Origin of the sequence: Bacillus sp. PPSBB_2 (assembly GCF_045291115.1) — a bacterium.
GTDB lineage: Bacteria > Bacillota > Bacilli > Bacillales > Bacillaceae_G > Bacillus_A > Bacillus_A cereus.
Map to the genome: position 1 here is coordinate 3,995,591 of NZ_CP147983.1, position 24,880 is coordinate 4,020,470.

Here is a 24,880-nt window from a genome sequence, read left to right on the forward strand (position 1 = left end):
TACCAAAAAGCATATTGCTTTATCCCTATAAACATTACCATAGTATGATGTATTTCGCCAATTTTAACAATAAAGAGGCCCTTTATTATCTTACATTTCATAAGCAATGAACTTGCCATTTTCATACAACGATTTATATATTATTTTATCATTCTGAATTTTCTAAGTAAATAAGGCTACCCTATATTTTTGTACATAAAAAAAGGTTACCAAATCGGCAACCTCCTCTTCTTACATTACATAAATTCAGCAACAAGCTCATCAAACATTTTCTGATCCATATTTAAATCAGATTTCACTAAAGGCTCTTCACTATAGCCTTTAACAAGTTCTTGATATGATGGTTGCTTAGTATTTTGATAAATTAACCCTGTTACTAAACCGTTATTTTCCATTAAAGTTTGCATAGCCATCATGCGATTAGATGGATCATATCCCTCTACTGTGCTTAGTTTCGTTAAATTCTCTTTAAACCAATCGTAAGTATTTACTTTATTGTAAGTAACACATGGGCTAAATACGTTAATTAATGAAAATCCTTTATGGTTAATACCAGCTTCAATAATTTGTGTTAATTCTTTTAAATCACTCGAAAAGCTTTGCGCCACAAATGTCGCACCAGCTGTTAAGGCCATTTCCATTACATTTAGTGATGGTTCAATTGAACCTTGTGGTGTGCTTTTCGTTTTAAATCCAGCTTCACTACGTGGTGAAGTTTGCCCTTTTGTTAATCCGTAAATTTGGTTATCCATTACGATGTACGTAATGTCGATATTACGACGAATAGAATGGATTGTATGACCCATACCAATCGCAAACCCATCACCGTCACCACCTGAAGCGATAACTGTTAAATCACGATTTGCCATTTTCACACCTTGCGCAATTGGAAGGGCACGACCATGAATACTATGCACACCATATGAATTAATATAACCTGAAATACGGCCTGAACAGCCGATACCAGAAATAACAGCAAGTTCATCTGGATTTAGGCCAACGTTAGCTGCCGCACGTTGAATTGCAGCTTGCACTGAGAAGTCTCCGCAACCTGGGCACCAGTTTGGCTTTACACTGTTACGAAAGTCCTTAAATGTTGCCATTTAATACAACCCCTTTTTTGCATTCGTTGTAAATCTCTTTCGGCAAGAATGGGTTTCCATCATATTTTAAAAGACTAGAAATTTTCTCACCATTACCAAGATTCATTTTCATAATGTTAGCAAGCTGACCTGTTGCATTGTTTTCTACTACTACAACACGCTTCGCCTTTTTCACAAGTGGATCGATTTCAGCTGTTGGGAACGGGTGAATTAAACGCACATGAGCATGGTTTACTTTCATACCCTCTTGTTCTAAACGCGTCATTGCCTCTTCGATCGCACCACGAGTTGAGTTAAATCCAACAAGCAATACGTCTGCTTCTTCATGCTTAACATTTTTATAAACAGGGGTATTAAACTTCAAGTTCTCCATTTTACGGAAACGTTTGTCCATTTGATCTTTACGGTTTATTGCTGATTCCGATGGTTTTCCAGTTTCATCATGTTCTACACCTGTAACATGGTGAACACCATTTTTCATACCAGGTAAAACACGTGGTGAAACGCCGTCTTCTGTTACTTCATAACGCTTGAAGTATGCTTTATTTTCACGTTCTGGTAATTCTACTTCTAAATCAAGCTTACCACGACGAATTTCCACTTTATCTAATTTAAGTAGTTCTACTGTTTGTTTTCCTAAAGAAAGCTGTAAATCTGTTAAGAAAATAACAGGAACTTGATATTCTTCAGATAAGTTAAATGCTTCTACAATGTCATAGAAAGCTTCTTCAACTGTACTTGGCGCCATTACGATTTTTGGAATTTCACCATGCGTACCGTAAATCATCGCCATTAAGTCAGACTGTTCTTGCTTAGTTGGTAATCCTGTACTTGGGCCGCCACGTTGTGTATCAACAATTACTAATGGAGTTTCTGTAATACCTGCTAAACCGATTGCTTCCATCATTAATGAAAGACCTGGACCAGCAGATGCCGTTAATGTACGAACACCAGCATAGTTTGCACCGATTGCCATTGTACAAGCTGCGATTTCATCCTCAGTTTGGATTACTGTTCCGCCGACTTTCGGTAATTTTTTAATTAAGTATTCCATAATTTCTGATGCAGGTGTGATTGGGTATGCTGACATAAAACGAGCACCACCAGCTACCGCACCAAATGCGATTGCATCGTTTCCAATCATAAACATGCGTTTTTTACCATCAGCTTTTTCAAGCTGCATCATGTTTACTTTCTCACCTAGTAATTCTTTCATATATTGAGAGCCGCGTTTAATTGCGTCCATATTCTTTTGAACGACTTGCTCTCCTTTACGACCAAAGATTTCTTCAACAACATCTAAATAAGCTGTTTCATCTAATCCTAATACTGCACTTGATGCTCCAACAGCAACCATGTTTTTCATTAATGATGTGCCTAATTCTGAAGCAATATCTGTAAACGGTATCACATATAGATTTACATCTGTATTGTCAGGTATTGTTGGATTAAATTTCGCATCCGCAACTACAATTCCACCTGGACGTAGTTCGTGGAAATTAAAATCAATTGTTTCTTGGTCAAAAGCAATTAAAATATCTAAATCATCTGAGATCGCTCGTACTTCTGTTGTACTTACACGAATTTTATTATTTGTATGGCCGCCTTTTATACGTGATGAGAAGTGGCGGTAACCGTATAGGTAATATCCTAATCGGTTTAATGCAATACAGAAGATTTCTCCTGTACTTTCAATTCCTTCACCTTGTTGGCCTCCAACTTTCCATGAAAGTTGACTAATCATCTCCTACACCCCTTTTGGCTGCATTCATTGTAGTGTATTTTTTTACAGTAATAGTTTAGCATTTTTTATGCAAATAAACTACAACGGACGCAAATTATGCCTCTTCTGATTTCCCTGAATCTTTAGTATAAAGCTATTTTGTTTTTCATTCTAGTATTAGGTCTTAAAAAAAGCAATAAAATCAAATGAATTAATTTTAATTTTTCTGAATTTTAAACCAAAACTTAAAAACTCATATGTTCTACAAAATTATCATATAAAAATCGTTCTACAGTAGATGCAGCATAGTGTTTACAAAGCTCATTCATTACATTTTCATAATCTCGATAAACTGATACATTTACAACTGTTTCTAAAATCCCATCAAAATCTGAACCAAATCCTATATTGTACTCTCCACCTAATGAACAAATATATTCGATATGTCTTACTATATCTGTTATATTTGCTTCATTTTCATTCGTTAGAAACTGCGGTACAAAAGTGACACCGATCATGCCATTTTTCTTTATAAGAGCTTTAAGTTGTTCATCGTTTAAATTACGTGGGTGCTCGCAAAGTTTCATACAATTTGAGTGGGAAGCAATAGGATTTTTTGCAATCTCTATAACATCCCAAAAACTTCTTTCATTCAGATGAGACACATCAGTCCATACATGTAGCGCATTCAGTTCTTGTACAACCTGTTTACCAAAATTCGTTAAACCCGCCCCACGTGTCTCTAGCGCACCATCAGCTAAGAGATTGGCATAATTCCATGTTAGTCCAAAAGAACGTACTCCCAGGCGATACAACAACCGTAATTTCATTGCTTCTTTTCCAATTGCTTCGCATCCTTCTAGTGTTAATATCGCTCCAACCTCGTCCTGTTTTAACATGTTAATATCATCTTTTGTCTGAATAAACTTTACACCTGGTAGGGATAAAATTTCATTATAAAAAATATCTACCATTTGTAATGCTGCTTCAAATCGGTTTTCATATGCCACTGTTTCTGGTACATATATAGCAAAACATTGTATACTTCCTTTTCTTCTCTTTAACTGTTCAAATGTAATATGTAATTGTGAATCATCGTTAAAATTCCTTTTCCCTTGTGCACTCCATAACTGAAGAAGCACGTCACAATGAGCATCAAAAATTTTCATTTTCATTCCTCCATTATAAAAACAACCTGTTTGCATACTGCAAACAGGTTGTTTAAAACTTAACGAGGTTCTACAATTAATTTTATTGCTGTACGCTCTTCGCCATCAATCATAATATCTGTAAACGCTGGGATACAAATCAGGTCCAAACCACTAGGCGCTACAAATCCTCTTGCAATTGCTACTGCCTTTACCGCTTGGTTCAATGCACCTGCACCAATAGCTTGAATTTCTGCTGTTCCGCGTTCGCGAATAACACCTGCAAGTGCACCAGCTACAGAATTAGGGACCGACGTTGCTTTAACTTTTAATATTTCCATTCCGCGTTTCCTCCTCGTTTCTTTAAAAAGTATTAGCAATTATTTCACTTTAACTTATATTCACGAGGAATGGCGCGTATTCCTGCTAAATTTTCGTAATTTTTCTAAAAAATTAAAATATAATAACTTATCTAAAATTTAACGAGAATTTACTCAAAAAATGGTTGATCGTCATTAATTAAAATACGTTCAATTTTCTTTGCTTTTCCTGTATTTGGATCCACATCAATTAACACTGCACTTAATTGCGTTCTACCATTTGTTACTTCAAATCGTACTGGTAAGTTTGTTAAAAACTTCTTCAATACTGCTTCTCTGTCCATACCTAATATTCCGTCATATGGCCCTGTCATCCCAACATCTGTAATGTATGCTGTTCCGCTTGGTAAAATACGGTTATCTGCTGTAGGGACATGCGTATGCGTACCTACTACTGCTGTAGCACGCCCATCTACATACCAACCTAGCGCTTGTTTTTCACTTGTAGTCTCCGCATGGAAATCAACAAAGATAATATTCGTACGTTTTTTCGCAATATTAATTAATTCATCCACTTTACGGAATGGACAATCAATCGGAGGAAGGAAAGTACGTCCTTGTAAGTTAATAACTGCAACTTCTGTTCCATTACAGTTCACAAAGATAAGTCCTTTTCCTGGAGTTCCTTCTGGGAAGTTAGCTGGTCTTGCAAGATATTTTGCATCATCGATGAATTCAAATACTTCACGATTATCCCAAGCGTGGTTTCCAAGTGTAACTGCTTGCGCCCCACATTCTAAAAAGTTTCGATATATTTTTTCTGTAATCCCACGGCCACCTGCTGCGTTTTCTCCATTAATGATTGTTACTGTAGGTGTATATTTTTTCTTTAATGCCGGTACGTATTGTTGAATCATACCTCTACCAGGAGATCCTACTACATCCCCAACAAATAATATTCTCATATGTCTTACCCTTTCTATGTACTGCATTTTTTATTGCTATAGCATCAAGTAAATTCCTTATAATATGTTTATTATAAGTTTGTTTCACTTTTATACTATATAACTAACTGTCTTTATTTTATCCAATTCCAACACAAAAAAATAAAGTGGTGTTTCACCACTTTATTTTGCGTATTCCACTGCACGTGTTTCACGAATAACAGTTACTTTAATATGTCCTGGGTAATCCAGTTCATTTTCAATACGTTTTCGGATATCACGAGCTAAGCGATGAGCTTCTAAGTCATCGATTGTATCTGGTTTTACCAAAATACGAACTTCACGTCCTGCTTGAATTGCAAATGACTTTTCAACGCCTTCATAAGACTCTGAAATCTCTTCTAACTTTTCAAGACGACGAATATAGTTTTCAAGTGTTTCACTACGAGCTCCCGGTCTTGCAGCTGATAAAGCATCTGCTGCTGCAACTAAAACTGCAATGATAGAAGTTGGTTCTGTGTCACCATGGTGAGATGCGATACTGTTTATAACTACAGGATGCTCTTTATATTTCGTTGCAAGTTCAACACCAATTTCAACGTGGCTTCCTTCTACTTCATGGTCAATCGCTTTTCCGATATCATGTAATAGACCTGCACGTCTTGCTAGTTTTTCATCCTCGCCAAGCTCTGCCGCCATAAGTCCAGTTAAATATGCAACTTCCATAGAGTGTTTTAAGACGTTTTGACCATAACTTGTACGGTATTTTAAACGACCTAAAATTTTAATTAAATCTGGATGTAATCCGTGAACACCCACTTCAAACGTTGTTTGCTCTCCGACTTCGCGAATATACTCGTCCACTTCACGTCTTGATTTTTCGACCATCTCTTCAATACGCGCTGGGTGAATACGTCCGTCCTGTACTAGTTTATCAAGAGCGATACGAGCTGTTTCACGACGAATTGGGTCGAATCCAGAAAGGATTACCGCCTCTGGTGTATCATCGATAATTAAGTCAATACCCGTTAACGTTTCTAACGTACGAATATTACGACCTTCACGCCCGATAATACGTCCCTTCATTTCGTCATTTGGAAGATTTACAACCGAAACGGTTGTTTCAGCAACATGATCAGCTGCACATCTTTGCATTGCAAGAGATAAAATCTCTTTTGCTTTCTTATCCGCTTCTTCTTTCGCGCGAACTTCACTTTCTTTTACCATAACAGCGATTTCATGAGAAACTTCACTTTCTACTTTACCAAGAATAATTGCTTTCGCTTGTTCGCGTGTCAGATTGGAAATGCGCTCTAATTCTGTTTGTTGCTTTTGAACTAACTCTCCCACTTTGCTTTCCAACTCTTCAATCTGTTGTTGTCTCGCTACAAGAGATTCCTCTTTCTTCTCTAACTGTTGCTCGCGTTTATCGAGCGTTTCGTCTTTACGATCAAGGTTCTCTTCTTTTTGCATTAAACGATTTTCTTGTTTTTGTAATTCGCTTCTACGGTCACGAATTTCTAATTCAGCTTCTGTACGAAGTGTATGAATTTCATCCTTTGCTTCTAAAAGCGCTTCTTTCTTAAGTGCTTCAGCATCACGATTCGCTTCGTCTAAAATACGTCTCGCTTCATTAGCCGCACCATTAATCTTCGCTTCAGCAATAGACTTTCGAACAAAAAAGCCAACAACTGCACCGACTGTTGCAAGCAAAATGGAGATGAGTATCCAAACTGTACTCGTCATGATTTCACCTCCCCTTGCTATGAATGAAAAAAGACTGTCGGCATGTACATTGAATTACAACATACAGCAAAGACCGTCGTCCCGCTTTTTTAAGGGACTTTCTTCATTTCACAATTAAAATGTCATATTATTATTTCGGTAAGATTTAAACCTTACTCCGAATATTACTTCTCTTCTTGAGAAGAGTATATTGTATATAAGAAAAAATATACATTCTCATTGTATCTATCGTAATTTTCATTGTCAAGCGTTGTCTACTTTTACTTTCTTTGCCTTCAGCCTTGAATGTGACCTAAATTTTAAAAGTAAGGAGCCTACTATACTGGAAAACCTTAGTAATTCCCATTTCTTTTACTTAAAATATTTAAATATCCCTCTTTACACAACGCATTTGAAGTAAAAAAATATTTTTTATCTATAATATTATGCTCCTTAATAGTAGATAAAAAAATAAAAGACACGAGGCCGTGTCTTTTATTTTTTTAATCAAGAAGAGTTGAATCTTCTGCGCCCTCAGCACCAGAATCTTCACTAATTCCGTGATGCTCACGAATAAAGAAGGCAATTTCTTCTCTTAAATCTGTATTTTCTTTTAAGAACTGCTTCGAATTTTCACGACCTTGTCCTAGGCGTTCTTCATTATAAGAATACCAAGCACCGCTCTTTTGAACGATATCAAGCTCAGAAGCCATATCCAAGATTTCACCTTCTCTTGAAATACCTTCTCCGTACATAATATCAACTTCAGCAACACGGAATGGTGGTGCTACTTTATTTTTCACTACTTTTACTTTTGTTTTATTACCAACGATGTCGTTACCTTGCTTTAATTGCTCCGCACGACGCACTTCAAGACGGACAGTTGAATAGAATTTCAACGCACGACCACCTGGAGTTGTTTCTGGGTTTCCGAACATAACCCCAACTTTTTCACGAATTTGGTTAATAAAGATTGCAATTGTTTTTGATTTGTTGATTGCTCCTGAAAGCTTACGAAGTGCTTGTGACATTAAACGTGCTTGTAAACCTACGTGTGAGTCACCCATGTCGCCTTCAATCTCTGCTTTCGGTACAAGAGCTGCTACAGAGTCAATTACGATAATATCAACCGCACCACTTCGTACAAGTGCTTCCGCGATTTCTAATCCTTGCTCCCCTGTATCAGGCTGTGATAATAGTAATTCATCTATGTTAACGCCTAATTTTTGTGCATATACAGGATCCATTGCGTGCTCCGCATCGATGAATGCTGCTTGTCCACCTTGACGTTGTACTTCTGCAATTGCATGTAATGAAACTGTCGTTTTACCTGAACTTTCAGGTCCGTAAATTTCGATAATACGGCCACGTGGATATCCGCCTACCCCTAGTGCCACATCAAGTGCTAAAGAACCACTAGAAACTGTAGAAACTCTACGCTCCGCTTGTTCTCCTAATTTCATAATTGAACCTTTACCGAATTGCTTCTCTATTTGTTTTAACGCCATATCTAACGCTGCTTGACGATCACTCATTCAAAATTCCTCCTTAACTGAATTGCTAATCTTATTATACCTATTTTCAATTCAATTTGCCAACAAAAATCGAACATTTATTCGATTTTTTTATTTTCTATCAAATAATATCTAAATTTAACCGTAAAAAAACTAGAAGAAACTTATATCTCTTCTAGCTTTTTATATAAATGATAAAATCCATATTTTGCTGTTCGTTCTCTAATTTGTTGACGACTTCCGCTTAAATTAAGAGGAAAGACTACAGTTGGTTCATCCTTAATAGAAAGCCCAACAAATACTGTTCCTGGTTCTTTCTGTTCTGAAGCATCTGGCCCTGCTACACCAGTGAAACTAATTCCGATATCCGCTTTTAGTACATCCTTAACATTTTCAGCAAGATAACGAGCACATTCTTTACTAACTGCACCATCAGTATGCAACACTTCTTCAGGCACACGTAAAACATGTTGCTTCACATCATTATGATAACAAATGACACCGCCTTTAAACACAGAAGAAACACCAGCGTTTTCAGTTACTTGATTTCCAAAAAGACCACCTGTTAAACTTTCTGCACACGCTAAAGTTAACCCTTTTCTCTTCAATAACTCGATTGCCTTATAATGCAAAAATTCTTGGTCATATCCGTAGAAAAATTCTCCTACTCTTTCTAAAATCAAATCTTCCACATATTGAATTAGTTTCTCCGCTTCGCTAACATTTTGATGCTTAGCGGTTAAACGTAATGTCACTTCTCCATCATTTGCTAATGGGGCAATTGTTGGGTTTGTTTGTCCATCAATTAAATCTTGAACTTTCACCTCTAATTGGGACTCCCCAATACCGAAGAAACGAAGCACACGAGAATAAATGTTTTCTCCTGTTGTAAAATTACGTAAAAAAGGCTCTACGTAACTTACATACATTGGTTTCATCTCTTTTGGTGGCCCTGGTAATAAAATATAAACTTTTCCGTTCTTATTTACCCCCATACCCGGCGCCATACCGTGGTCATTTGCAAATACTGTTGCTCCATTTAAAACGAGCGCTTGCTTTTTATTATTCTCCGTAAATTCACGGCCTGTACGCTTAAAGTAATTACTTATTAAGGCTAATGCCTTTTCATCATACACAAGCTCTTCATCTAAACTAGTAGCTATCGTTTCTTTCGTTAAATCATCTTTTGTCGGTCCTAATCCACCTGTGAAAATAAGTATATCAGCACGTTCTTCCGCAGCTTCAATCGCCTTTTGCAATCGCTTATTATTATCACCAACAACAGTATGATAGTACACGTTAATTCCGATTGAAGCTAACTTTTCAGATAAAAACTGGGCATTTGTATTTGCAATTTGTCCAAGTAATAATTCAGTTCCAACCGCAATAATCTCAGCATTCATCCCAATTCCCCCATAAACTTCTATTTTGAGTTTACAAAAGCAGCTCTATTTTTCCAGAAATAATCCCATCCTGAAATAACAGTAAAGATTAATGCAATCCATATGAAGATATCCGCAACTGGAATATGGATTAAATTTAAAGGTACATCGTGTAATAAATATGCTGCAATCGCAATAATTTGTGTCCATGTCTTAATTTTTCCTAGCTGGTTTGCTGCAACTACTTCCCCTGTTCCAGCAAGTACAAGACGTAAGCCAGTTACCGCAAACTCACGACTGATAATTACAATAACAATCCAAGCCGGTACATATTGCATCTCTACCAATGTAATAAGTGCTGCCGAAACAAGTAATTTATCAGCTAACGGGTCAAGAAACTTCCCTAAATTCGTTACAAGATTATATTTTCTTGCGTAATGTCCATCAATCCAATCTGTAGCTGAAGCAATGATAAAGATAAGTGCCCCCACTAAATGTTGAATCGGTAAATCAACATCACCAATTTTGTATGAACCCCAATCAAAGGGTGCTAACATAATTACCATAAAAATTGGAATTAAGAAGATTCTAGATATTGTAATTTTATTTGGTAAATTCACAGCTATTCCTCCATCATATCAAAAACATTTGTTCATCGAAAAAAAGTCATCGAAGCGATGACTGTTATTGTGCAGGTTGCTCTATCCCTTGGTTTTTTATCACCAATCTTTGGTGAAGTTCTTTTTCTGGATCCAATGGATAAGCGACCACTTGGCCATTCAGTTTAACTTCAACATTCGTTGCATTTCCAATATTAAGTCGCACTTCTTTTAATGTTGATACATCACGTTTTTCTATTTGGCCCTCTTGTACTGTAGCGTTTAGAATCACATTCCCAGCTTCATCTTTAACATCTACATAACTCGCACCTTTACCCGATAATTCCAGTTCTAATGTTTTATTATTATGAATTTCCAAAGTAGATACCTTTCCAGTTGTTCCAACTACTTTCACTTCTTGCTGTCCAGTTGGTTGTGCTGGTTGCTCCTCTTTCTTTGGTTCTTCTTTCTTTGGTTCCTCTTTTTTTGGTTCCTCTTTTTTTGGTTCCTCTTTTTTTGGTTCCTCTTTTTTTGGTTCCTCTTTTTTTGGCTCTTCCGCTTTCACTTCATCTTTCTTCGTATCTAACGGAGAATCTTTCGCTTTTTGAACTTCAATTTTCTCACTTTGAGCGCTCGGAACTTTTTCATCATCTTTTCCAGTTAACGCTTGAAACACAAACCAGATTACCACTCCAACTGCGATTACTAACAGCGCAACTAAGATTTTCGGCATGTGATCTGCAATTGGCCATGATGAAGATTTTTGCATTGTTTCTTGTGTTTTTTGTCCCGTTGATACTTGTGGAACTTCACGCTTTTCAGATTGTGGTATCGTACTCTGATGTTCTACGAGCAGTTCCTCTCCATTTAATCCAACCGCATCTGCGTATTGTTTAATGAATGCACGCGCATAAAAAGCTCCTGGCAACACATCATAATTGCCTTCTTCAATTGCCACTAAATGGCGTTTTTGAATTTTTGTAATCTCATGCAGCTGATCAATAGACAAGCCTTTCGCTTCTCTTGCTTCTTTCAGCTTTTGTCCCAATTCCGTCACTACTAACACCTCAATATTTCTTTAAAAGTCAAACATAGAGAAATTATTTTGCGTACCTTGCTCAATTTCATCTACTAAATTATATTGAATTTCTTCATCATAATCGTTACGCAACTCGATAATATAATCAAAATCATCCAATGTGTATTCTGACTGACTCACAAATACATCAGGATGTTCCACAACTTTCGTTGCAGGCAATCTCATAATTTCACGAACGAGCTGCCAATGTCTTTCGTTAGCACGCTTCGTTGACACAATTCCATCTAGGATGAAAATATTGTCATCGCTATACTCATCTTCAATTAATTGACTACGAACAGTTTGCTTAATAAGAGTAGATGATACAAATAACCACCTTTTATTTGCACAAACACTTGCAGCAACAATGGATTCTGTTTTTCCGACACGAGGCATTCCGCGTATCCCAATTAGTTTATGGCCTTCTTTTTTCATAATTTCTGCCATAAAGTCTACAAGTAAGCCTAATTCATCACGCACAAATCGAAATGTTTTCTTATCATCTGCATCTCGTTGTATGTACCTACCATGCCTAACCGCTAGCTTATCTCTTAGCTTGGGCGGACGATATTTCGTTACCGTTATGTTATCCATCGTATTTAAAATTGATTCAAGTCTAGAGATTTGCTCTTGATTATCACACATAAGAAGTAACCCACGTCGTGCATTATCTACACCATTAATTGTGACAATATTAATGCCGAGCATACCGATTAACGAAGAAACGTCACCAAGCAAGCCAGGTCGGTTTTTATGTATTTCATATTCAAAATACCATTCAATCATCCAAGATCACTCCCCTTGCTTACTTTACACCTACGTACTATATTATATGATTTCACCTTAATAGGGAAGCTAAATGTATAATCTACCCTGTGTAATTATTATACAAAAAAAGTAGAGAGGAGAATCTCCTCTCTACTTTTACTTATGTTGTACGAACTTAACCATTAAATTTGCAATTGTATGTTGCTCCTGTTCATCAGCAACTTTCCAAAGCTCAGCTAATAATTTCTCTTGGTCATTGCGTCCTTCTACTTCATTAGCAAGATAGTCGCCAACACGAAACGCCATATCTGATACCGCACCGCCATCTAAACCTTTGTCTTGCGCTTGCTCTAAACGTTCTCCTAAAAAGCTCTTCCACTGATCAAAATTATCTAATACTGACATAATTAAGCACCTCACTATTGAGTAATAAAATCATCCTTAATTTGTGCAACTATTCATTTTTTATGTAAGAATTTTTTAGCAGTGCCAACCGCCATTCACTCCGATAATTTGTCCAGTTATGTAAGACGCTCCTGGTGATACGAGGAATGAAACTGTTTTCGCTACTTCTTCTGGTAATCCTATTCTACCTAATGGTATATCTTCAGCAATTCCCATTTTATCTTCTTCAGAAAAAACACTTAACATTTCCGTTTCAATTGCTCCTGGTGCTACTGCATTCACACGTAATCCACTTAAAGAAACTTCTTTCGCTAAAGCTTTCACATATGAATTTTGTGCCCCTTTTACCATTGAATAAAGCACTTCACAAGAAGCCCCTATTTGTCCCCATATAGATGAAACAATTACAATATTACCACTTCTTCTCCCGATCATAGGCGGAAGTGCCATAGAAAGTAATTTATATACGTTCTTCACTTGAAGTTCTACCATATAATCCAATTCATCGTTTGTTACATCTGTTACTAGTCCAAAAATACTCTTCCCAGCTGCGTATACAATAACATCAATAGGATGTTCAATTTGTCCCCACAATTGCTCTGCTCCATCACTAGAAGCTAAATTCGCTTGAACAGGGATAACTTCTCCCCATGCCTTCTGCAATTCCAATACCTTTTCTTCATTGTTATTGTAATGAACATAAACTGTATATCCATCTTGAATTAATTGTTTCGAAATAGTAGAGCCAATTCCTCCGCTCCCTCCAGTTACTAACGCATACTTTTTCATAAAGTCCCTCTCTTATCTCTACAAGTTCAATTTTCACATAACTAAATAATACCCTCATCTTACAATTTTTCAATGATAAGATGAGGGTATCTTTTTAATTTTATTTTTTCGGTAACACCTGACAAATACTCATTTTGTCTTCTGATAACAATAATTTCGCTACTTCTTGTAAGTCTTGAACGGTTAGTCCTTCTAATACAGTCAATGCGTCAAACAGGCTAGATTCATTAAACGCGTATCGTGTAAATTGATTTGCAATATATTCTGGTGAATTCAACGAGCGTAAAAAACCACCAATTTTCTTTTTCTTCACTCGTTCTAATGCCGCCGCATCTAATTGATCATAATCTGTTTTTAATAAAATATCTTTTAAACGATTTGCCAATTCATCAGGTTGTTTCGTATCACCGCCAACCATTGCAAAACCGAAGTTATTTTCTTCTGTATAGTCATACGAGAATGAATCATCAATAAGCCCTTCATTATATAAAGTTTCGTAATGAACAGAACTTTTTCCAAATAAATAATCTAAGAGTAACGTAAGCGCAATTTCTTGTTTTAAAAGCGCTTGCCCCTTTTCCTTTAAATTAGTCGCTTTAATACCAACTAAACATTTCGGTGTTTGCACAGGCATTGAAATAATTTTTTTCTTTTCATTTACCTCATTTGGTTCTTTTTCAAATGAACGCACAATTTCTGGCTGGTTTTTATAATCTTTTTTCGCTTGATTTTCACGTACTAAATCCATTGTTTTCTCTGGATCAATTGCACCCACAACAAATAATAACATATTGCTCGGATGATAAAATGTTTCATAACATTCATACAATAAATCTTTCGTAATTTTACTAATAGATTCGATTGTCCCTGCAATATCAATTTTAATTGGGTGTTTTACAAACAAGCTATCAATTAACCCGAAGTACAAACGCCAATCTGGGTTATCTTGATACATTTGAATTTCTTGCCCAATTATCCCCTTCTCTTTTTCAACCGTTTTTTCAGAGAAATAAGGCTCTTGCACGAAGTTTAGCAATGTATTTAAATTTCGTTCTACGTTTGAAGTACATGAAAAAAGGTAAGCTGTTCGTGTAAAGGATGTAAAAGCATTTGCCGATGCTCCTTGTTTACTAAACAATTGGAAAGCATCGTGATCTTCTTTTTCAAATAATTTATGCTCAAGAAAATGTGCAATTCCATCAGGCACACGAATCATTTCTTCTTTCCCTAATGGTACAAATGTATTATCTACAGAACCATATTTCGTCGTAAACGTCGCAAATGTTTTATTAAATCCTTGTTTCGGTAAAACATATACATCTAATCCATTAGGAAGTTTTTCATAATAGAGTGTTTCTTTTAATTGCTCATAAACAATTTTCTCCATTTACTCTCCCTCCGTTCCTTGTAAAAAGTAAATTGTATCTAGTTCAATATTTTTAGCAACTTTTACAATTTCTTCTTTCGTCACACTTTCTATACCTGTAAGCCATTCTTCAACTGGACGTGTACGATCTGAAATAATACCATGATATAGCATTTCTACAAAGCCACGTGGTGTATCAATTGCCTCTAATATTTGATTTTGGATGACACTTTTTGTTTGATGTATTTCTTCTTCAGAAAACTCTCCGTTTTGCATCGCAAGCATTTGTTCTTTAATAATCTCAACTGCTTTTTCATAATTTTTCGCTTCGATTCCTGACATAACAAATAATAAACCTTTATGACTTTCAAAGCGCGATGCTGCATAGTACGCTAAACTATTTTTTTCACGCACATTTACAAATAACTTCGAATGAGAAAAGCCACCAAACAATCCATTGAACAATTGCAATGCAAAATAATCTTCATCTTTATATGTGACAAATGTACGATAACCGATGTGTAATTTACTTTGTTTTAATTCTTGTTTTTCAACAACTTCTTTTTCTTCATTGTTTCGTCTATGAAGGAGTACATTTCTTTCTCTCACTGGACGAGTTGAAATAGAAAAATACTTACTTACAAGATCAACGGCGTTTTCTGAAATATCACCAATAATATATAGATCCATTTCATCTTCCGCTAACACCTTTTGATAATACTGATACAAACTTTCATTTGTAATAGACATAACACTCTCTTTTTTTCCATTTGCACTTAAACGATACGGTTCTACTTTGCACATTTCTTCAATTAAACGCTCGTTTGCATAACGCATTTTATCATCATAAGTAGCTTCAATTCTCTGTAACAGTGCTCTTTTTTCACTTTCTACGATAGAAGATAGGAAACCGTTCCCCTCCGTTGCTGGATGTAACACAATATCTGACAACATAGAAAGCGCTTTTTCAAATAACGGTGGTGCATCATGTAAATAAACTTCATTTGCAATGTCTACATAAATGGAGATAATATGGTCTTCCCCTTTTTTACTTACATCTACCGCTAAAGAAGATCCGTATAATTCTTCTAAATATTGACGAAGACGAATTACAGAAGGTAATTTTTCTGTCGCACTTTGCAATACGTATGGCAATAGGGCACGCTCTGTCACCGTCTCCTCATTTAAAGGCGCTTTAAAACGAAATACAAAGGTATTCGTTTTATATTTATCAGTCGGAATAATATGTACGCGCAAACCACCTAACTCATGTAGTTGTTGTTCCATTAGTTTCATTTATAGCCCTCCTTTACGTATATAGGAATATTCCTCTTCAATATACAGTTTTTAGAAATAAAAAATCAACTTTTCTCCCTTATTATGCTTACATATGATTCTTTCTAAAAACTTTAATATGTAAGGAACATAGTAAAATTCCGTATTAAATATATTCTATGTAAAAAAGCCCACACTAATGTGCGAGCTTTTTTATACTTATAAAATACTTATCGTTTTCCTTTTTCATAAGGAGTTCCTAATGCTTTAGGAGCTTCAGAACGACCTACAAAACCGACAAGCGCTAATATTGTGAATACATATGGTAATATCGTTAATAAAACACTTGGAATTTGGTCTAATACAGGGATTGTTCCGCCCGTTACACTTAAAGATTGCGCAAAACCAAAGAATAGAGCTGCACCTAGTGCGCCTAGTGGATTCCACTTTCCAAAAATCATAGCAGCTAAAGCTAAGAAACCTTGTCCTGTAATAGTTGCCCCTGAGAAGTTATTAGAAATTGACATTGCAAAAATCGCTCCACCAATTCCAGCAAACACTCCTGAAATACAGACTCCAATATAGCGCATTTTATATACGTTAATCCCCATCGTATCCGCTGCCATTGGGTGTTCACCAACAGCACGTAGACGAAGACCGAACGGTGTTTTATAAATAACATACCAAACAACGAATGCTAAAATAATGGCAATATATGACGTTATTGGTACGTTCGAGAAAAATATTTTCCCTAAAACCGGAATATCCGAAAGGCCTGGAATATCAATCTTTTCAATACGATACTGAATAAAGTCAGTCTGCCCTTTATCAAAAATCTTCTTAATTGCAAATACTGTTAAACCAAGAGATAAGAAGTTAATGGCTACACCACTTACAACTTGATCTGCTCGGAATGTAATAGAAGCTACCGCATGAAGTAATGCAAATAATCCACTACCAATTGCCGCAAATAGTAACGCAATCCACGGAGTCATCGTTCCCCAAGTATCACCCATTAATAAGTTTGTAACGACTCCAATAAATGCACCAAATAGCATTAGTCCTTCTAATCCGATATTTACAACACCCGATCGTTCACTAAATACACCACCTAGTGCCGTGAAAATGATAGGTGCCGATGTATATAACGTACCCGTCACAAGAATGGCTAATATATCTAAAAAGCTCATTTATTTCCCCTCCTTGCTCATGCGTGTAAGCGCCCATCTTAACACATAACTACATGCAACAAAGAAGATGATACATGCAATAATTACATTAATAAGCTCTGACGGTACATCTGCCTCAAAGTTCATTTGAGGGGAAGCACTTTTCAAACCACCAAATAATAAAGCTGAAAGGATTATACCAAACGGATTATTCCCTCCAAGTAATGCTACGGCAATCCCATCAAATCCTACTCCTGTAAACGAAGACATCGCTGTCATACTCTGGAATGTCCCTAATCCTTCCATCGCTCCACCAATCCCCGCAAATGCACCAGCAATTGTCATGGAGAATACTACATTACGAGAAACTTTCATACCTGCATATTGAGAAGCATGCTGATTAAATCCTACTGACTTTAATTCGTAACCTAAAGTTGTTCGATCTAATAAGAACCACATTAAAATAGCGATTAAAATTGCTACAATAATTCCCCAGTGTAGACGTGAACCATCAGTAATAGAAGCAAGCCAGTCTGAAGATAGTGACGCACTCTCTTTAATATCATACGTTTTGTCATTACCCGCATGTAAGAAACGCTTAATGATGTCATACGTTACATACAACGCGATATAGTTCATCATAATAGTTACAATAACTTCATTCACTTGAAACTTCCCTTTTAAATATCCCGGAATGAAGCCCCAAATTCCGCCCACCAATGCTGCAAATAAAATAGATAATGGAATATGAAGGAAAGCTGGTAGTGAGACTGCATAACCGAACCAAACCGCTGCAAGCCAACCAACTAACAATTGACCCTCTACCCCGATATTAAATAAACCTGTACGAAATGCAAACGCCACCGATAAGCCAGCAAGAATAAGCGGTATCATTGTACGAAGCGTTTCACCAATCGCACTTGCGCTGCCGAACATTCCTGTCCAAAGTGCACTATAACCAACAATTGGATCATAGCCACTAACTAGCATTACAATCGCTCCTACAAGTAAGCCGAAAATAACGGATAGTACTGGGACTAAAATATTTATCGTTCGTTCTGTTAAAAGCTTTTTAGCCATTTGTACCCACCTGCTCCTTCTTTGTTCCTCCAGCCATTAACAATCCAAGCTGTTGTTCATTCGTTTCTTTCGCATCAACTATTGCTACAATTTCCCCTTCATAAATAACAGCAATTCGATCGCTAACATTTAAGATTTCATCTAACTCTAATGATAAAAGTAATACACCTTTTCCTTTATCCCTTTGCTCTATTAATCTCTTATGAATAAATTCAATTGCTCCTACATCTAAACCACGTGTTGGCTGTGCCGCAATTAATAAATCTGGATTTCGGTCTACTTCACGTGCAATAATTGCTTTTTGTTGATTCCCCCCAGATAGAGCGCGTGCTAACGTTTGCTCACTAGGTGTACGCACATCAAACTGTTCAATAAGAGCCTTTGCTTTTTCTGTAATTTTGCTGAAATTTAAAATCCCTTTCTTTGAAAATGGATTTTTATAATACGTTTGCAGAACTATATTATCTCTAACAGAAAAATCAAGAACGAGTCCGTGTTTATGACGATCTTCTGGAATATGACCAATTCCTTCTTCTGTTATTCTTCTAACAGGCCAATTTGTTATTTCTTTTCCTTTAATTGCAATAGAACCTGACTCAACTTTTCGTAAACCAGTAATTGCTTCTATTAATTCACTTTGTCCGTTTCCATCAATCCCTGCAATCCCAACAATTTCCCCCGCACGAACAGTTAAGTCAAGGCCTTTTACAGCAGGTAGTTGACGTGCATCGTGAACAACAAGGTTTGCAATTGAAAGTACCTCTTCTTTTGGCTTCGCGTCTATTTTTTCTGTTTTAAAATTCACTTGACGTCCGACCATTAATTCTGCAAGTTTATTTTCATCCGTATTTGCAACGTCAACCGTTCCAATCCCTTTTCCTTTACGAATAATCGTACAACGATCGCAAACTTCCATAATTTCTTTCAACTTATGTGTAATAAGAACAATAGATTTTCCTTCTTGCACAAGCTTTTTCATAATTTGAATTAGCTCATGAATTTCTTGCGGTGTTAACACAGCTGTTGGTTCATCAAATATTAAAATTTCTGCACCGCGGTAAAGAGTTTTCAAAATCTCAACACGCTGCTGCATACCAACTGAAATATCCTGTATTTTCGCATATGGATCTACAGATAAACCGTATTGTTCAGACAGTTTTTGAATTTCTTTAGCAGCTTCCTCAACAGCAATTTTCCCTTTTTTCTTCGGTTCATTTCCGAGAATAATATTCTCTGTAACTGTAAAATTATGAACAAGCATAAAGTGTTGATGGACCATTCCAATACCAAGGTCATTTGCTATATTCGGATTTGTGATTTTTACAGGTTTACCTTTAATTTTAATTTCACCCTGCTCTGGTTGGTACAAACCAAATAGTACATTCATTAATGTGGATTTCCCTGCACCATTTTCTCCAAGTAAAGCATGTATCTCACCCTGCTTTACTTGCAGCGTAATATCATCATTCGCTACAATGCCTGGGAATACTTTCGTAATGTTATTCATCTCAATTACGTATTCCATTGTGTTCCTCCTTTTAACAGGGAACATTCCCTATTACACTATTAACTTATTAAGCAATTCGGAAGTTTTATACATACAAAGGTTAGTTCTATGAACTAACCTTTGCTATTTCTCTATTTATTTTTTTAGAGAAGCTTCGTATTCTTTATACTCTTTATCTGTAGCTGGCACTTTAATTTCACCGGCTGTAATTTTCTTTTCAAGCTCTTCTACTTTTGTTAAAATTTCAGGGTTAACTTTTTTCACGTTATCAGTTGTTTTTGAAATACCAATACCGTCATCTTTTAAGCCAAACTCTTCAATTTTTCCACCTTTTAAATTCCCATCTTTTGCTTCTTTAGCTACTTTTTCTACTGCTACATCAACACGTTTAATCATTGAAGTTAATGTTACATTTTCAGGCATACCTTCTTGATGTTGGTCACGGTCAACACCGATTACCCAAACATTTTCACCTTTTTTCTTACGGTTTTTCGCTTCTGTGAACACACCGTTACCTGTCCCACCAGCAGCATGATAAATTACGTCTACGCCTTGACCATACATTGCTGAAGCAAGAACTGTACCTTTTTCAGGCTTATCGAATGCTTCTGCATATTCAGATACGATTTCAATGTTTGGATTTACTGCCTTTGCACCAGCTTTAAATCCATTTTCAAATTTACTAATTAAATCACTTTTCATTCCACCAACAAATCCTACTTTATTCGATTTTGTTGACATAGCTGCTACCGCACCTACAAGGAATGATCCTTCATGATCTTTAAACGTAATGCTCGTTACGTTCGGTGCATCTACAACAGTATCTACGATTGCAAATTGTTGTTTTGAAGATTCTTTTGCTACTTCTTTAATTGCACCTTCTAATTTATAACCAATTCCGAATGTTAAATCATATTTATCTTTTGAGAATTTTTTTAAATTCGGAATATAATCAGCTTCTTTTTCAGACTGAAGGTAACGATAATTTGTCTTTTCTTTTAAACCATTATCTTTACCAAACTTTTGTAACCCTTCCCAAGAAGATTGGTTAAATGACTTATCATCAACGCCCCCAACATCCGTTACAAGACCAACCTTGAAATCTTTATTGTCTTTCGTGTCTTTCTTGTCACTGCTCGCCTTATCCGAGTTACCACATGCACCTAAAACTGTACTTGCTGCTAAAGTTAATGATAATAAAAGGCCTGCTTTTTTCTTCATACTAGAAACCCCTCCAAAAATGATATATATTTATTTATTCTTACGCTGCTGTTCCTTACTTCTTGCTGTCACCTCCCTAAAAAGGAATTTACCTACATACGCTTTCTTAATACGTGGAAGCTAAATTTATCAGCTCTAAAGTAATTGATAGAATATAAGATTGGCTCATCATTTTGATCATAGTGCATTTGTTTTAATACAAGCAGTGCTGTTTCAGGCTCACATTCTAAAATTGGTGAGATTTTAGGGTGATAGCCAATTGGCTCAATGTGAGCAACCGCATATGTTATGCGCTTATGCGTGTTATTATGTATCACCGTTAATAATGATTCCTCATTGTAACCCGATAAGTCTGGCAATATTTCTTTTGCAAGTTTATCGATACAATACACAACAGGTTCCCCATCTGCTGTACGCACGCGTTCAATCATCACTGCATTAAAACCATCTTCACTATTAAACTTCTCTTTTTCCTCTTCTGTTAAAGTTGTAGTAGATGATGATAAAAAGATTGTTCCTGGTGTTTTCCCCACACTAGAAATCATATCTGTAATACTAGAAAGTTGTTCTATTCCAGAAGAAAATAATGGCTTTGCATTTACAAATGTCCCTACACCATGTCTACGAATGACAACATTTTCTTCTTCTAAAATACGCAACGCTTCCCTTAAAGTCGCTCTACTTACGCCAAGTTCTTTCGCTAAATCAAACTCTGATGGTAACTTTTGTCGTTCTTTATAAGCGCCATCTTTAATTTTTTCTTTGATGTGATCAATCACCCGTAGATATAGGTGACGACTATCAGATTTTACTGACATAAGACTCCCCCGCATTTCAATTATTCGACCTCTGATGTAAGACTTCTTTTCTCTTTTTTCAACTTACAACATAGTACAAATGACTAAACACCAAAATAAGTGTAATTGTCGAATAAATAATAATAATTTTTTAAAATAAAATTTTCACTCTTTATTGCATAAAAAAAACTTTGCACCATAAACATTCCTCATTTCGAGAAAAAGTTCGGCACAAAGATCCTTTACATCCTTTGTTACACACTTTTCCCCTCATAGTCTAGCAATTCATGGTTGCCAGGTAGAAACTTATGGACCTTATCTCCAAGATTATATGAGGCAGTGATTCTTTTCGAAGTAATCTTACCACTTGCTCTCATACGTGTCAACAAAATCCAACATTTTTCCGCATTAAATATCGAACATTTACATAAAACATACTAAAAGTATTCGTATTCTAAAGGGCACCCCTAAATGTAAGCCCTTTCTTTATCGCTGAGTATAGTATATAACAAAAACACTATATAAAAAAAGCCTAATTGTAAAAACAATTAGGCTTTTTTTAAGAACTTTTTTCTTGTACATCATTAATGAGTACTTCCCTCGGTTTACTCCCTTCATACGGACCTACTACACCATTCATTTCCATTGCATCAATTAGGCGAGCAGCTCGCGTATAACCTACTCTAAACCTACGTTGTAACATAGAAACAGATGCTGTTTGCATTTCCACTACAAGTTGAACCGCTTCATCATATAATTCATCTTCTACTTCCTGCTTCGTATCAGGAACATCTTGCGGAATCATATCTTCTTGATATTGTGCTTTTTGCTGTCCAATAACATATTCTACAACTCTCTCAACTTCATCATCTGATAGAAATGCGCCTTGTACACGTACAGGTTTCGATGCACCAATTGGTATAAACAGCATGTCTCCACGACCTAGTAGCTTCTCTGCACCACCACCGTCAAGAATTGTACGAGAATCTGTTTGAGAAGATACAGCGAATGCAATACGTGATGGAATATTTGCTTTAATAACACCCGTAATAACGTCAACTGACGGACGTTGCGTTGCAATAATTAAATGAATACCAGCAGCACGAGCCATTTGCGCTAGACGCATAATCGCATCCTCTACATCAGACGAAGCAACCATCATTAAATCTGCTAACTCGTCCACAATTACTACAATATAAGGTAATTCGGGTTGTTTCGCTTCTGATTGACTATTATGCTCTTTTATATAATCGTTGTATCCTTCAATGTTACGTGTACCACTATGAGCAAACAATTCATAACGACGTTCCATTTCACTCACAACTTTTTTCAATGCTTGCGATGCTTTTTTCGGATCAGTTACAACTGGCGTTAACAAATGAGGCACACCGTTATATACATTTAGCTCTACCATTTTCGGGTCAATCATCATTAATTTTACTTCATGTGGTTTTGCACGCATTAAAATACTAACAATAATACCGTTAATACATACACTTTTCCCGCTACCTGTCGCACCAGCTACGAGTAAATGAGGCATTTTATTTAGACGGGCTAATACAGCTTCACCTGTAATATCTCGGCCAAGACCAATTAACAACTTCTCTTCCGGATGATTATTAGCCTTAGAGTCAAGAACTTCCCTCAGCGTTACCATCGAAACCTCTGAGTTTGGAACTTCGATCCCTACAGCTGATTTCCCGGGAATTGGCGCTTCAATACGAATGTCCTTTGCAGCTAAAGCAAGGGCTAAATCATCACTTAAACTGACAATTTTGCTTACCTTTACCCCCATATCAGGATACACTTCATATTTTGTAACTGCAGGACCTCTATGCACTTTTGTTACTTTCGCTTTCACTCCAAAACTTTGGAATGTACGTTCTAATTTACGAGCATTCTCATAAATTTCCGCATTTTCATTTGTAACTTGCTTATTCTTTGGAAATTTTAATATATCAAGTGAAGGAAGCTTGTAATCTTTATTTTCTACATTTGAAAATTGCATAGGAGGTGCTTGCGCTTCACTCTCTAACGATTCAACAATTTTTTCTCCACGCTTTTTCTTTGGTTCTTCAATTGGCGGAGTCTCTTCAATAAACGGTGAAGTGATCAACTCTTCTTGCTCTACTTCGATTCGTTTATCCTCTTCTTCATTTACAGGATAATTCTCAGTGAAATTCGAAATAATCGGAGGATCAATTGAGATTTCTTCCATCGGCTCAATAATTTCTTCTTGTTCTGCAGCACGTTTGCTTCTTGTGCTTCTTGTGCTTCTTGTTGTTTTTTTCTTTTCTGTTTGTTCAGCCGTTCTTTTGGCTCTCCAATCTTTATAATCCCCTTGCATCACTTGAAACTGACTTCTAAGAATTCTACCAACTGGAGCTAACACTTCTCCAATATGCTTATTTGTTATACAAAGTATACCGAGAATAACTAGAATAATACCAATGATATAAGCTCCTACTTCGTCAAATAAGAAGTAACATGTTGCGAACATAAGCGCACCAAACATACCACCACCTAAATGAACGCTATCTGGCCCCTTTTTCATTTCAAGAAAGAAGTTATCTTTCGTACTCACAATAACAGAAGTATTTTGCACTGCTCCATCTTTTGTAAGAAGGTTAAATAATGTAATATGACTAAACATTAATATCGCCAATACAATTAAATAAAATCCAATTAATCGTTTATTTAAAAGGTTCGGCCATCCGCGTTTTATAACAAAGGAAACCGATAAAGCTATTACACCTAACACACCAATTATGTACCACTCACCAAAGAAGAAGCGAAAAAATAACACAAACGATTTCCCTACAACACCTAGCTGTAAAATCGTAATGATTGAAAGTGCAAAAAGAGTTAAACCGACGATTTCATAATACAAAGTTGGCTTTATCGTACGTCTTGCCTTTGCCTTCGTCCCTCTTTGCTTTTGTTTTGCCATTTCTTCACCTCGTGTTC

Annotated in this window: 21 protein-coding genes and 1 riboswitch; all 21 genes read right to left on the minus strand. The window is 36.2% G+C overall.

Features of this window, described 5'->3' with window-relative positions; genetic code table 11:
- Positions 1-236 precede the first annotated feature (236 nt).
- Positions 237-1,103 carry a 2-oxoacid:ferredoxin oxidoreductase subunit beta gene (locus V6946_RS19905; RefSeq protein WP_000190155.1) on the minus strand — a complete coding sequence of 289 codons (867 nt, stop codon included), beginning with the start codon at positions 1,101-1,103 and terminating at the stop codon, positions 237-239.
- Positions 1,090-2,847: a 2-oxoacid:acceptor oxidoreductase subunit alpha gene (locus tag V6946_RS19910; RefSeq protein WP_366981322.1), complete on the minus strand. Its 1,758-nt coding sequence runs from the start codon at positions 2,845-2,847 to the stop codon at positions 1,090-1,092. Before V6946_RS19910 ends, V6946_RS19905 begins: the two co-directional genes overlap by 14 nt.
- A gap of 224 nt (positions 2,848-3,071) precedes the next feature.
- Entirely contained in the window at positions 3,072-3,995 is a 924-nt protein-coding gene (locus tag V6946_RS19915; RefSeq protein WP_000688045.1) for a dipeptidase, read from the minus strand.
- Between the two features lie 59 nt (positions 3,996-4,054).
- Complete coding sequence (gene spoVS / locus V6946_RS19920) at positions 4,055-4,315, minus strand: stage V sporulation protein SpoVS (protein ID WP_000404341.1); 261 nt, start codon at positions 4,313-4,315, stop codon at positions 4,055-4,057.
- A 149-nt stretch (positions 4,316-4,464) separates the two neighbouring features.
- Positions 4,465-5,259, minus strand: a complete 795-nt coding sequence (locus V6946_RS19925; RefSeq protein WP_001221095.1) for a TIGR00282 family metallophosphoesterase — start codon at positions 5,257-5,259, stop codon at positions 4,465-4,467.
- A gap of 162 nt (positions 5,260-5,421) precedes the next feature.
- Complete coding sequence (gene rny / locus V6946_RS19930; RefSeq protein ID WP_000204911.1) at positions 5,422-6,984, minus strand: ribonuclease Y; 1,563 nt, start codon at positions 6,982-6,984, stop codon at positions 5,422-5,424.
- A 482-nt stretch (positions 6,985-7,466) separates the two neighbouring features.
- A complete protein-coding gene (gene recA / locus V6946_RS19935; RefSeq protein WP_001283860.1) occupies positions 7,467-8,498 on the minus strand; it encodes a recombinase RecA in 1,032 nt (343 codons plus the stop codon).
- 143 nt (positions 8,499-8,641) lie between these two features.
- The gene (gene cinA / locus V6946_RS19940; RefSeq protein WP_006928395.1) at positions 8,642-9,880 is read right to left on the minus strand and encodes a competence/damage-inducible protein CinA; all 1,239 of its coding nucleotides are present in this window, start codon (positions 9,878-9,880) and stop codon (positions 8,642-8,644) included.
- Positions 9,881-9,900: 20 nt separating this feature from the next.
- Positions 9,901-10,479 (minus strand): CDP-diacylglycerol--glycerol-3-phosphate 3-phosphatidyltransferase, encoded by a 579-nt coding sequence (gene pgsA, locus V6946_RS19945; RefSeq protein WP_001052967.1) that lies wholly within the window; start codon positions 10,477-10,479, stop codon positions 9,901-9,903.
- A gap of 64 nt (positions 10,480-10,543) precedes the next feature.
- Complete coding sequence (locus V6946_RS19950) at positions 10,544-11,515, minus strand: helix-turn-helix domain-containing protein (protein WP_406622102.1); 972 nt, start codon at positions 11,513-11,515, stop codon at positions 10,544-10,546.
- 21 nt (positions 11,516-11,536) lie between these two features.
- The gene (locus V6946_RS19955) at positions 11,537-12,322 is read right to left on the minus strand and encodes a DUF3388 domain-containing protein (RefSeq protein ID WP_000574107.1); all 786 of its coding nucleotides are present in this window, start codon (positions 12,320-12,322) and stop codon (positions 11,537-11,539) included.
- A gap of 138 nt (positions 12,323-12,460) precedes the next feature.
- Positions 12,461-12,709 carry a DUF3243 domain-containing protein gene (locus V6946_RS19960; protein WP_000114450.1) on the minus strand — a complete coding sequence of 83 codons (249 nt, stop codon included), beginning with the start codon at positions 12,707-12,709 and terminating at the stop codon, positions 12,461-12,463.
- A gap of 75 nt (positions 12,710-12,784) precedes the next feature.
- The gene (gene ymfI, locus V6946_RS19965; protein WP_006928385.1) at positions 12,785-13,498 is read right to left on the minus strand and encodes an elongation factor P 5-aminopentanone reductase; all 714 of its coding nucleotides are present in this window, start codon (positions 13,496-13,498) and stop codon (positions 12,785-12,787) included.
- 100 nt (positions 13,499-13,598) lie between these two features.
- Positions 13,599-14,885 (minus strand): EF-P 5-aminopentanol modification-associated protein YfmH, encoded by a 1,287-nt coding sequence (gene yfmH / locus V6946_RS19970; RefSeq protein ID WP_000411980.1) that lies wholly within the window; start codon positions 14,883-14,885, stop codon positions 13,599-13,601.
- The gene (gene yfmF, locus V6946_RS19975; RefSeq protein ID WP_000772418.1) at positions 14,886-16,160 is read right to left on the minus strand and encodes an EF-P 5-aminopentanol modification-associated protein YfmF; all 1,275 of its coding nucleotides are present in this window, start codon (positions 16,158-16,160) and stop codon (positions 14,886-14,888) included. It abuts the gene before it with no gap.
- Between the two features lie 209 nt (positions 16,161-16,369).
- Entirely contained in the window at positions 16,370-17,329 is a 960-nt protein-coding gene (locus V6946_RS19980) for an ABC transporter permease (protein WP_000008857.1), read from the minus strand.
- Positions 17,330-18,388, minus strand: coding sequence for an ABC transporter permease (locus V6946_RS19985; protein ID WP_001085254.1), 1,059 nt, complete (start codon positions 18,386-18,388; stop codon positions 17,330-17,332).
- The gene (locus tag V6946_RS19990; RefSeq protein WP_000456914.1) at positions 18,381-19,913 is read right to left on the minus strand and encodes an ABC transporter ATP-binding protein; all 1,533 of its coding nucleotides are present in this window, start codon (positions 19,911-19,913) and stop codon (positions 18,381-18,383) included. Before V6946_RS19990 ends, V6946_RS19985 begins: the two co-directional genes overlap by 8 nt.
- Positions 19,914-20,030: 117 nt before the next feature.
- Positions 20,031-21,116: a BMP family protein gene (locus tag V6946_RS19995; protein ID WP_000725771.1), complete on the minus strand. Its 1,086-nt coding sequence runs from the start codon at positions 21,114-21,116 to the stop codon at positions 20,031-20,033.
- A gap of 92 nt (positions 21,117-21,208) precedes the next feature.
- The gene (locus V6946_RS20000; protein WP_000114182.1) at positions 21,209-21,934 is read right to left on the minus strand and encodes a GntR family transcriptional regulator; all 726 of its coding nucleotides are present in this window, start codon (positions 21,932-21,934) and stop codon (positions 21,209-21,211) included.
- Between the two features lie 232 nt (positions 21,935-22,166).
- Positions 22,167-22,268: riboswitch (purine riboswitch) on the minus strand.
- 204 nt (positions 22,269-22,472) lie between these two features.
- Positions 22,473-24,863 (minus strand): DNA translocase FtsK, encoded by a 2,391-nt coding sequence (locus tag V6946_RS20005; RefSeq protein ID WP_001118788.1) that lies wholly within the window; start codon positions 24,861-24,863, stop codon positions 22,473-22,475.
- Between the last annotated feature and the right edge of the window lie 17 nt (positions 24,864-24,880).

Excerpts from the sequence above, each read along its gene's own strand:
- V6946_RS19905 (WP_000190155.1), bottom strand. The coding sequence starts at position 1,103 with ATGGCAACATTTAAGGACTTTCGTAACAGTGTAAAGCCAAACTGGTGC.
- V6946_RS19910 (WP_366981322.1), bottom strand. The coding sequence starts at position 2,847 with ATGATTAGTCAACTTTCATGGAAAGTTGGAGGCCAACAAGGTGAAGGA.
- V6946_RS19915 (WP_000688045.1), bottom strand. The coding sequence starts at position 3,995 with ATGAAAATTTTTGATGCTCATTGTGACGTGCTTCTTCAGTTATGGAGT.
- spoVS (WP_000404341.1), bottom strand. The coding sequence starts at position 4,315 with ATGGAAATATTAAAAGTTAAAGCAACGTCGGTCCCTAATTCTGTAGCT.
- V6946_RS19925 (WP_001221095.1), bottom strand. The coding sequence starts at position 5,259 with ATGAGAATATTATTTGTTGGGGATGTAGTAGGATCTCCTGGTAGAGGT.
- rny (WP_000204911.1), bottom strand. The coding sequence starts at position 6,984 with ATGACGAGTACAGTTTGGATACTCATCTCCATTTTGCTTGCAACAGTC.
- recA (WP_001283860.1), bottom strand. The coding sequence starts at position 8,498 with ATGAGTGATCGTCAAGCAGCGTTAGATATGGCGTTAAAACAAATAGAG.
- cinA (WP_006928395.1), bottom strand. The coding sequence starts at position 9,880 with ATGAATGCTGAGATTATTGCGGTTGGAACTGAATTATTACTTGGACAA.
- V6946_RS19955 (WP_000574107.1), bottom strand. The coding sequence starts at position 12,322 with ATGATTGAATGGTATTTTGAATATGAAATACATAAAAACCGACCTGGC.
- V6946_RS19960 (WP_000114450.1), bottom strand. The coding sequence starts at position 12,709 with ATGTCAGTATTAGATAATTTTGATCAGTGGAAGAGCTTTTTAGGAGAA.
- ymfI (WP_006928385.1), bottom strand. The coding sequence starts at position 13,498 with ATGAAAAAGTATGCGTTAGTAACTGGAGGGAGCGGAGGAATTGGCTCT.
- yfmH (WP_000411980.1), bottom strand. The coding sequence starts at position 14,885 with ATGGAGAAAATTGTTTATGAGCAATTAAAAGAAACACTCTATTATGAA.
- yfmF (WP_000772418.1), bottom strand. The coding sequence starts at position 16,160 with ATGAAACTAATGGAACAACAACTACATGAGTTAGGTGGTTTGCGCGTA.
- V6946_RS19980 (WP_000008857.1), bottom strand. The coding sequence starts at position 17,329 with ATGAGCTTTTTAGATATATTAGCCATTCTTGTGACGGGTACGTTATAT.
- V6946_RS19985 (WP_001085254.1), bottom strand. The coding sequence starts at position 18,388 with ATGGCTAAAAAGCTTTTAACAGAACGAACGATAAATATTTTAGTCCCA.
- V6946_RS19990 (WP_000456914.1), bottom strand. The coding sequence starts at position 19,913 with ATGGAATACGTAATTGAGATGAATAACATTACGAAAGTATTCCCAGGC.
- V6946_RS19995 (WP_000725771.1), bottom strand. The coding sequence starts at position 21,116 with ATGAAGAAAAAAGCAGGCCTTTTATTATCATTAACTTTAGCAGCAAGT.
- V6946_RS20000 (WP_000114182.1), bottom strand. The coding sequence starts at position 21,934 with ATGTCAGTAAAATCTGATAGTCGTCACCTATATCTACGGGTGATTGAT.
- V6946_RS20005 (WP_001118788.1), bottom strand. The coding sequence starts at position 24,863 with ATGGCAAAACAAAAGCAAAGAGGGACGAAGGCAAAGGCAAGACGTACG.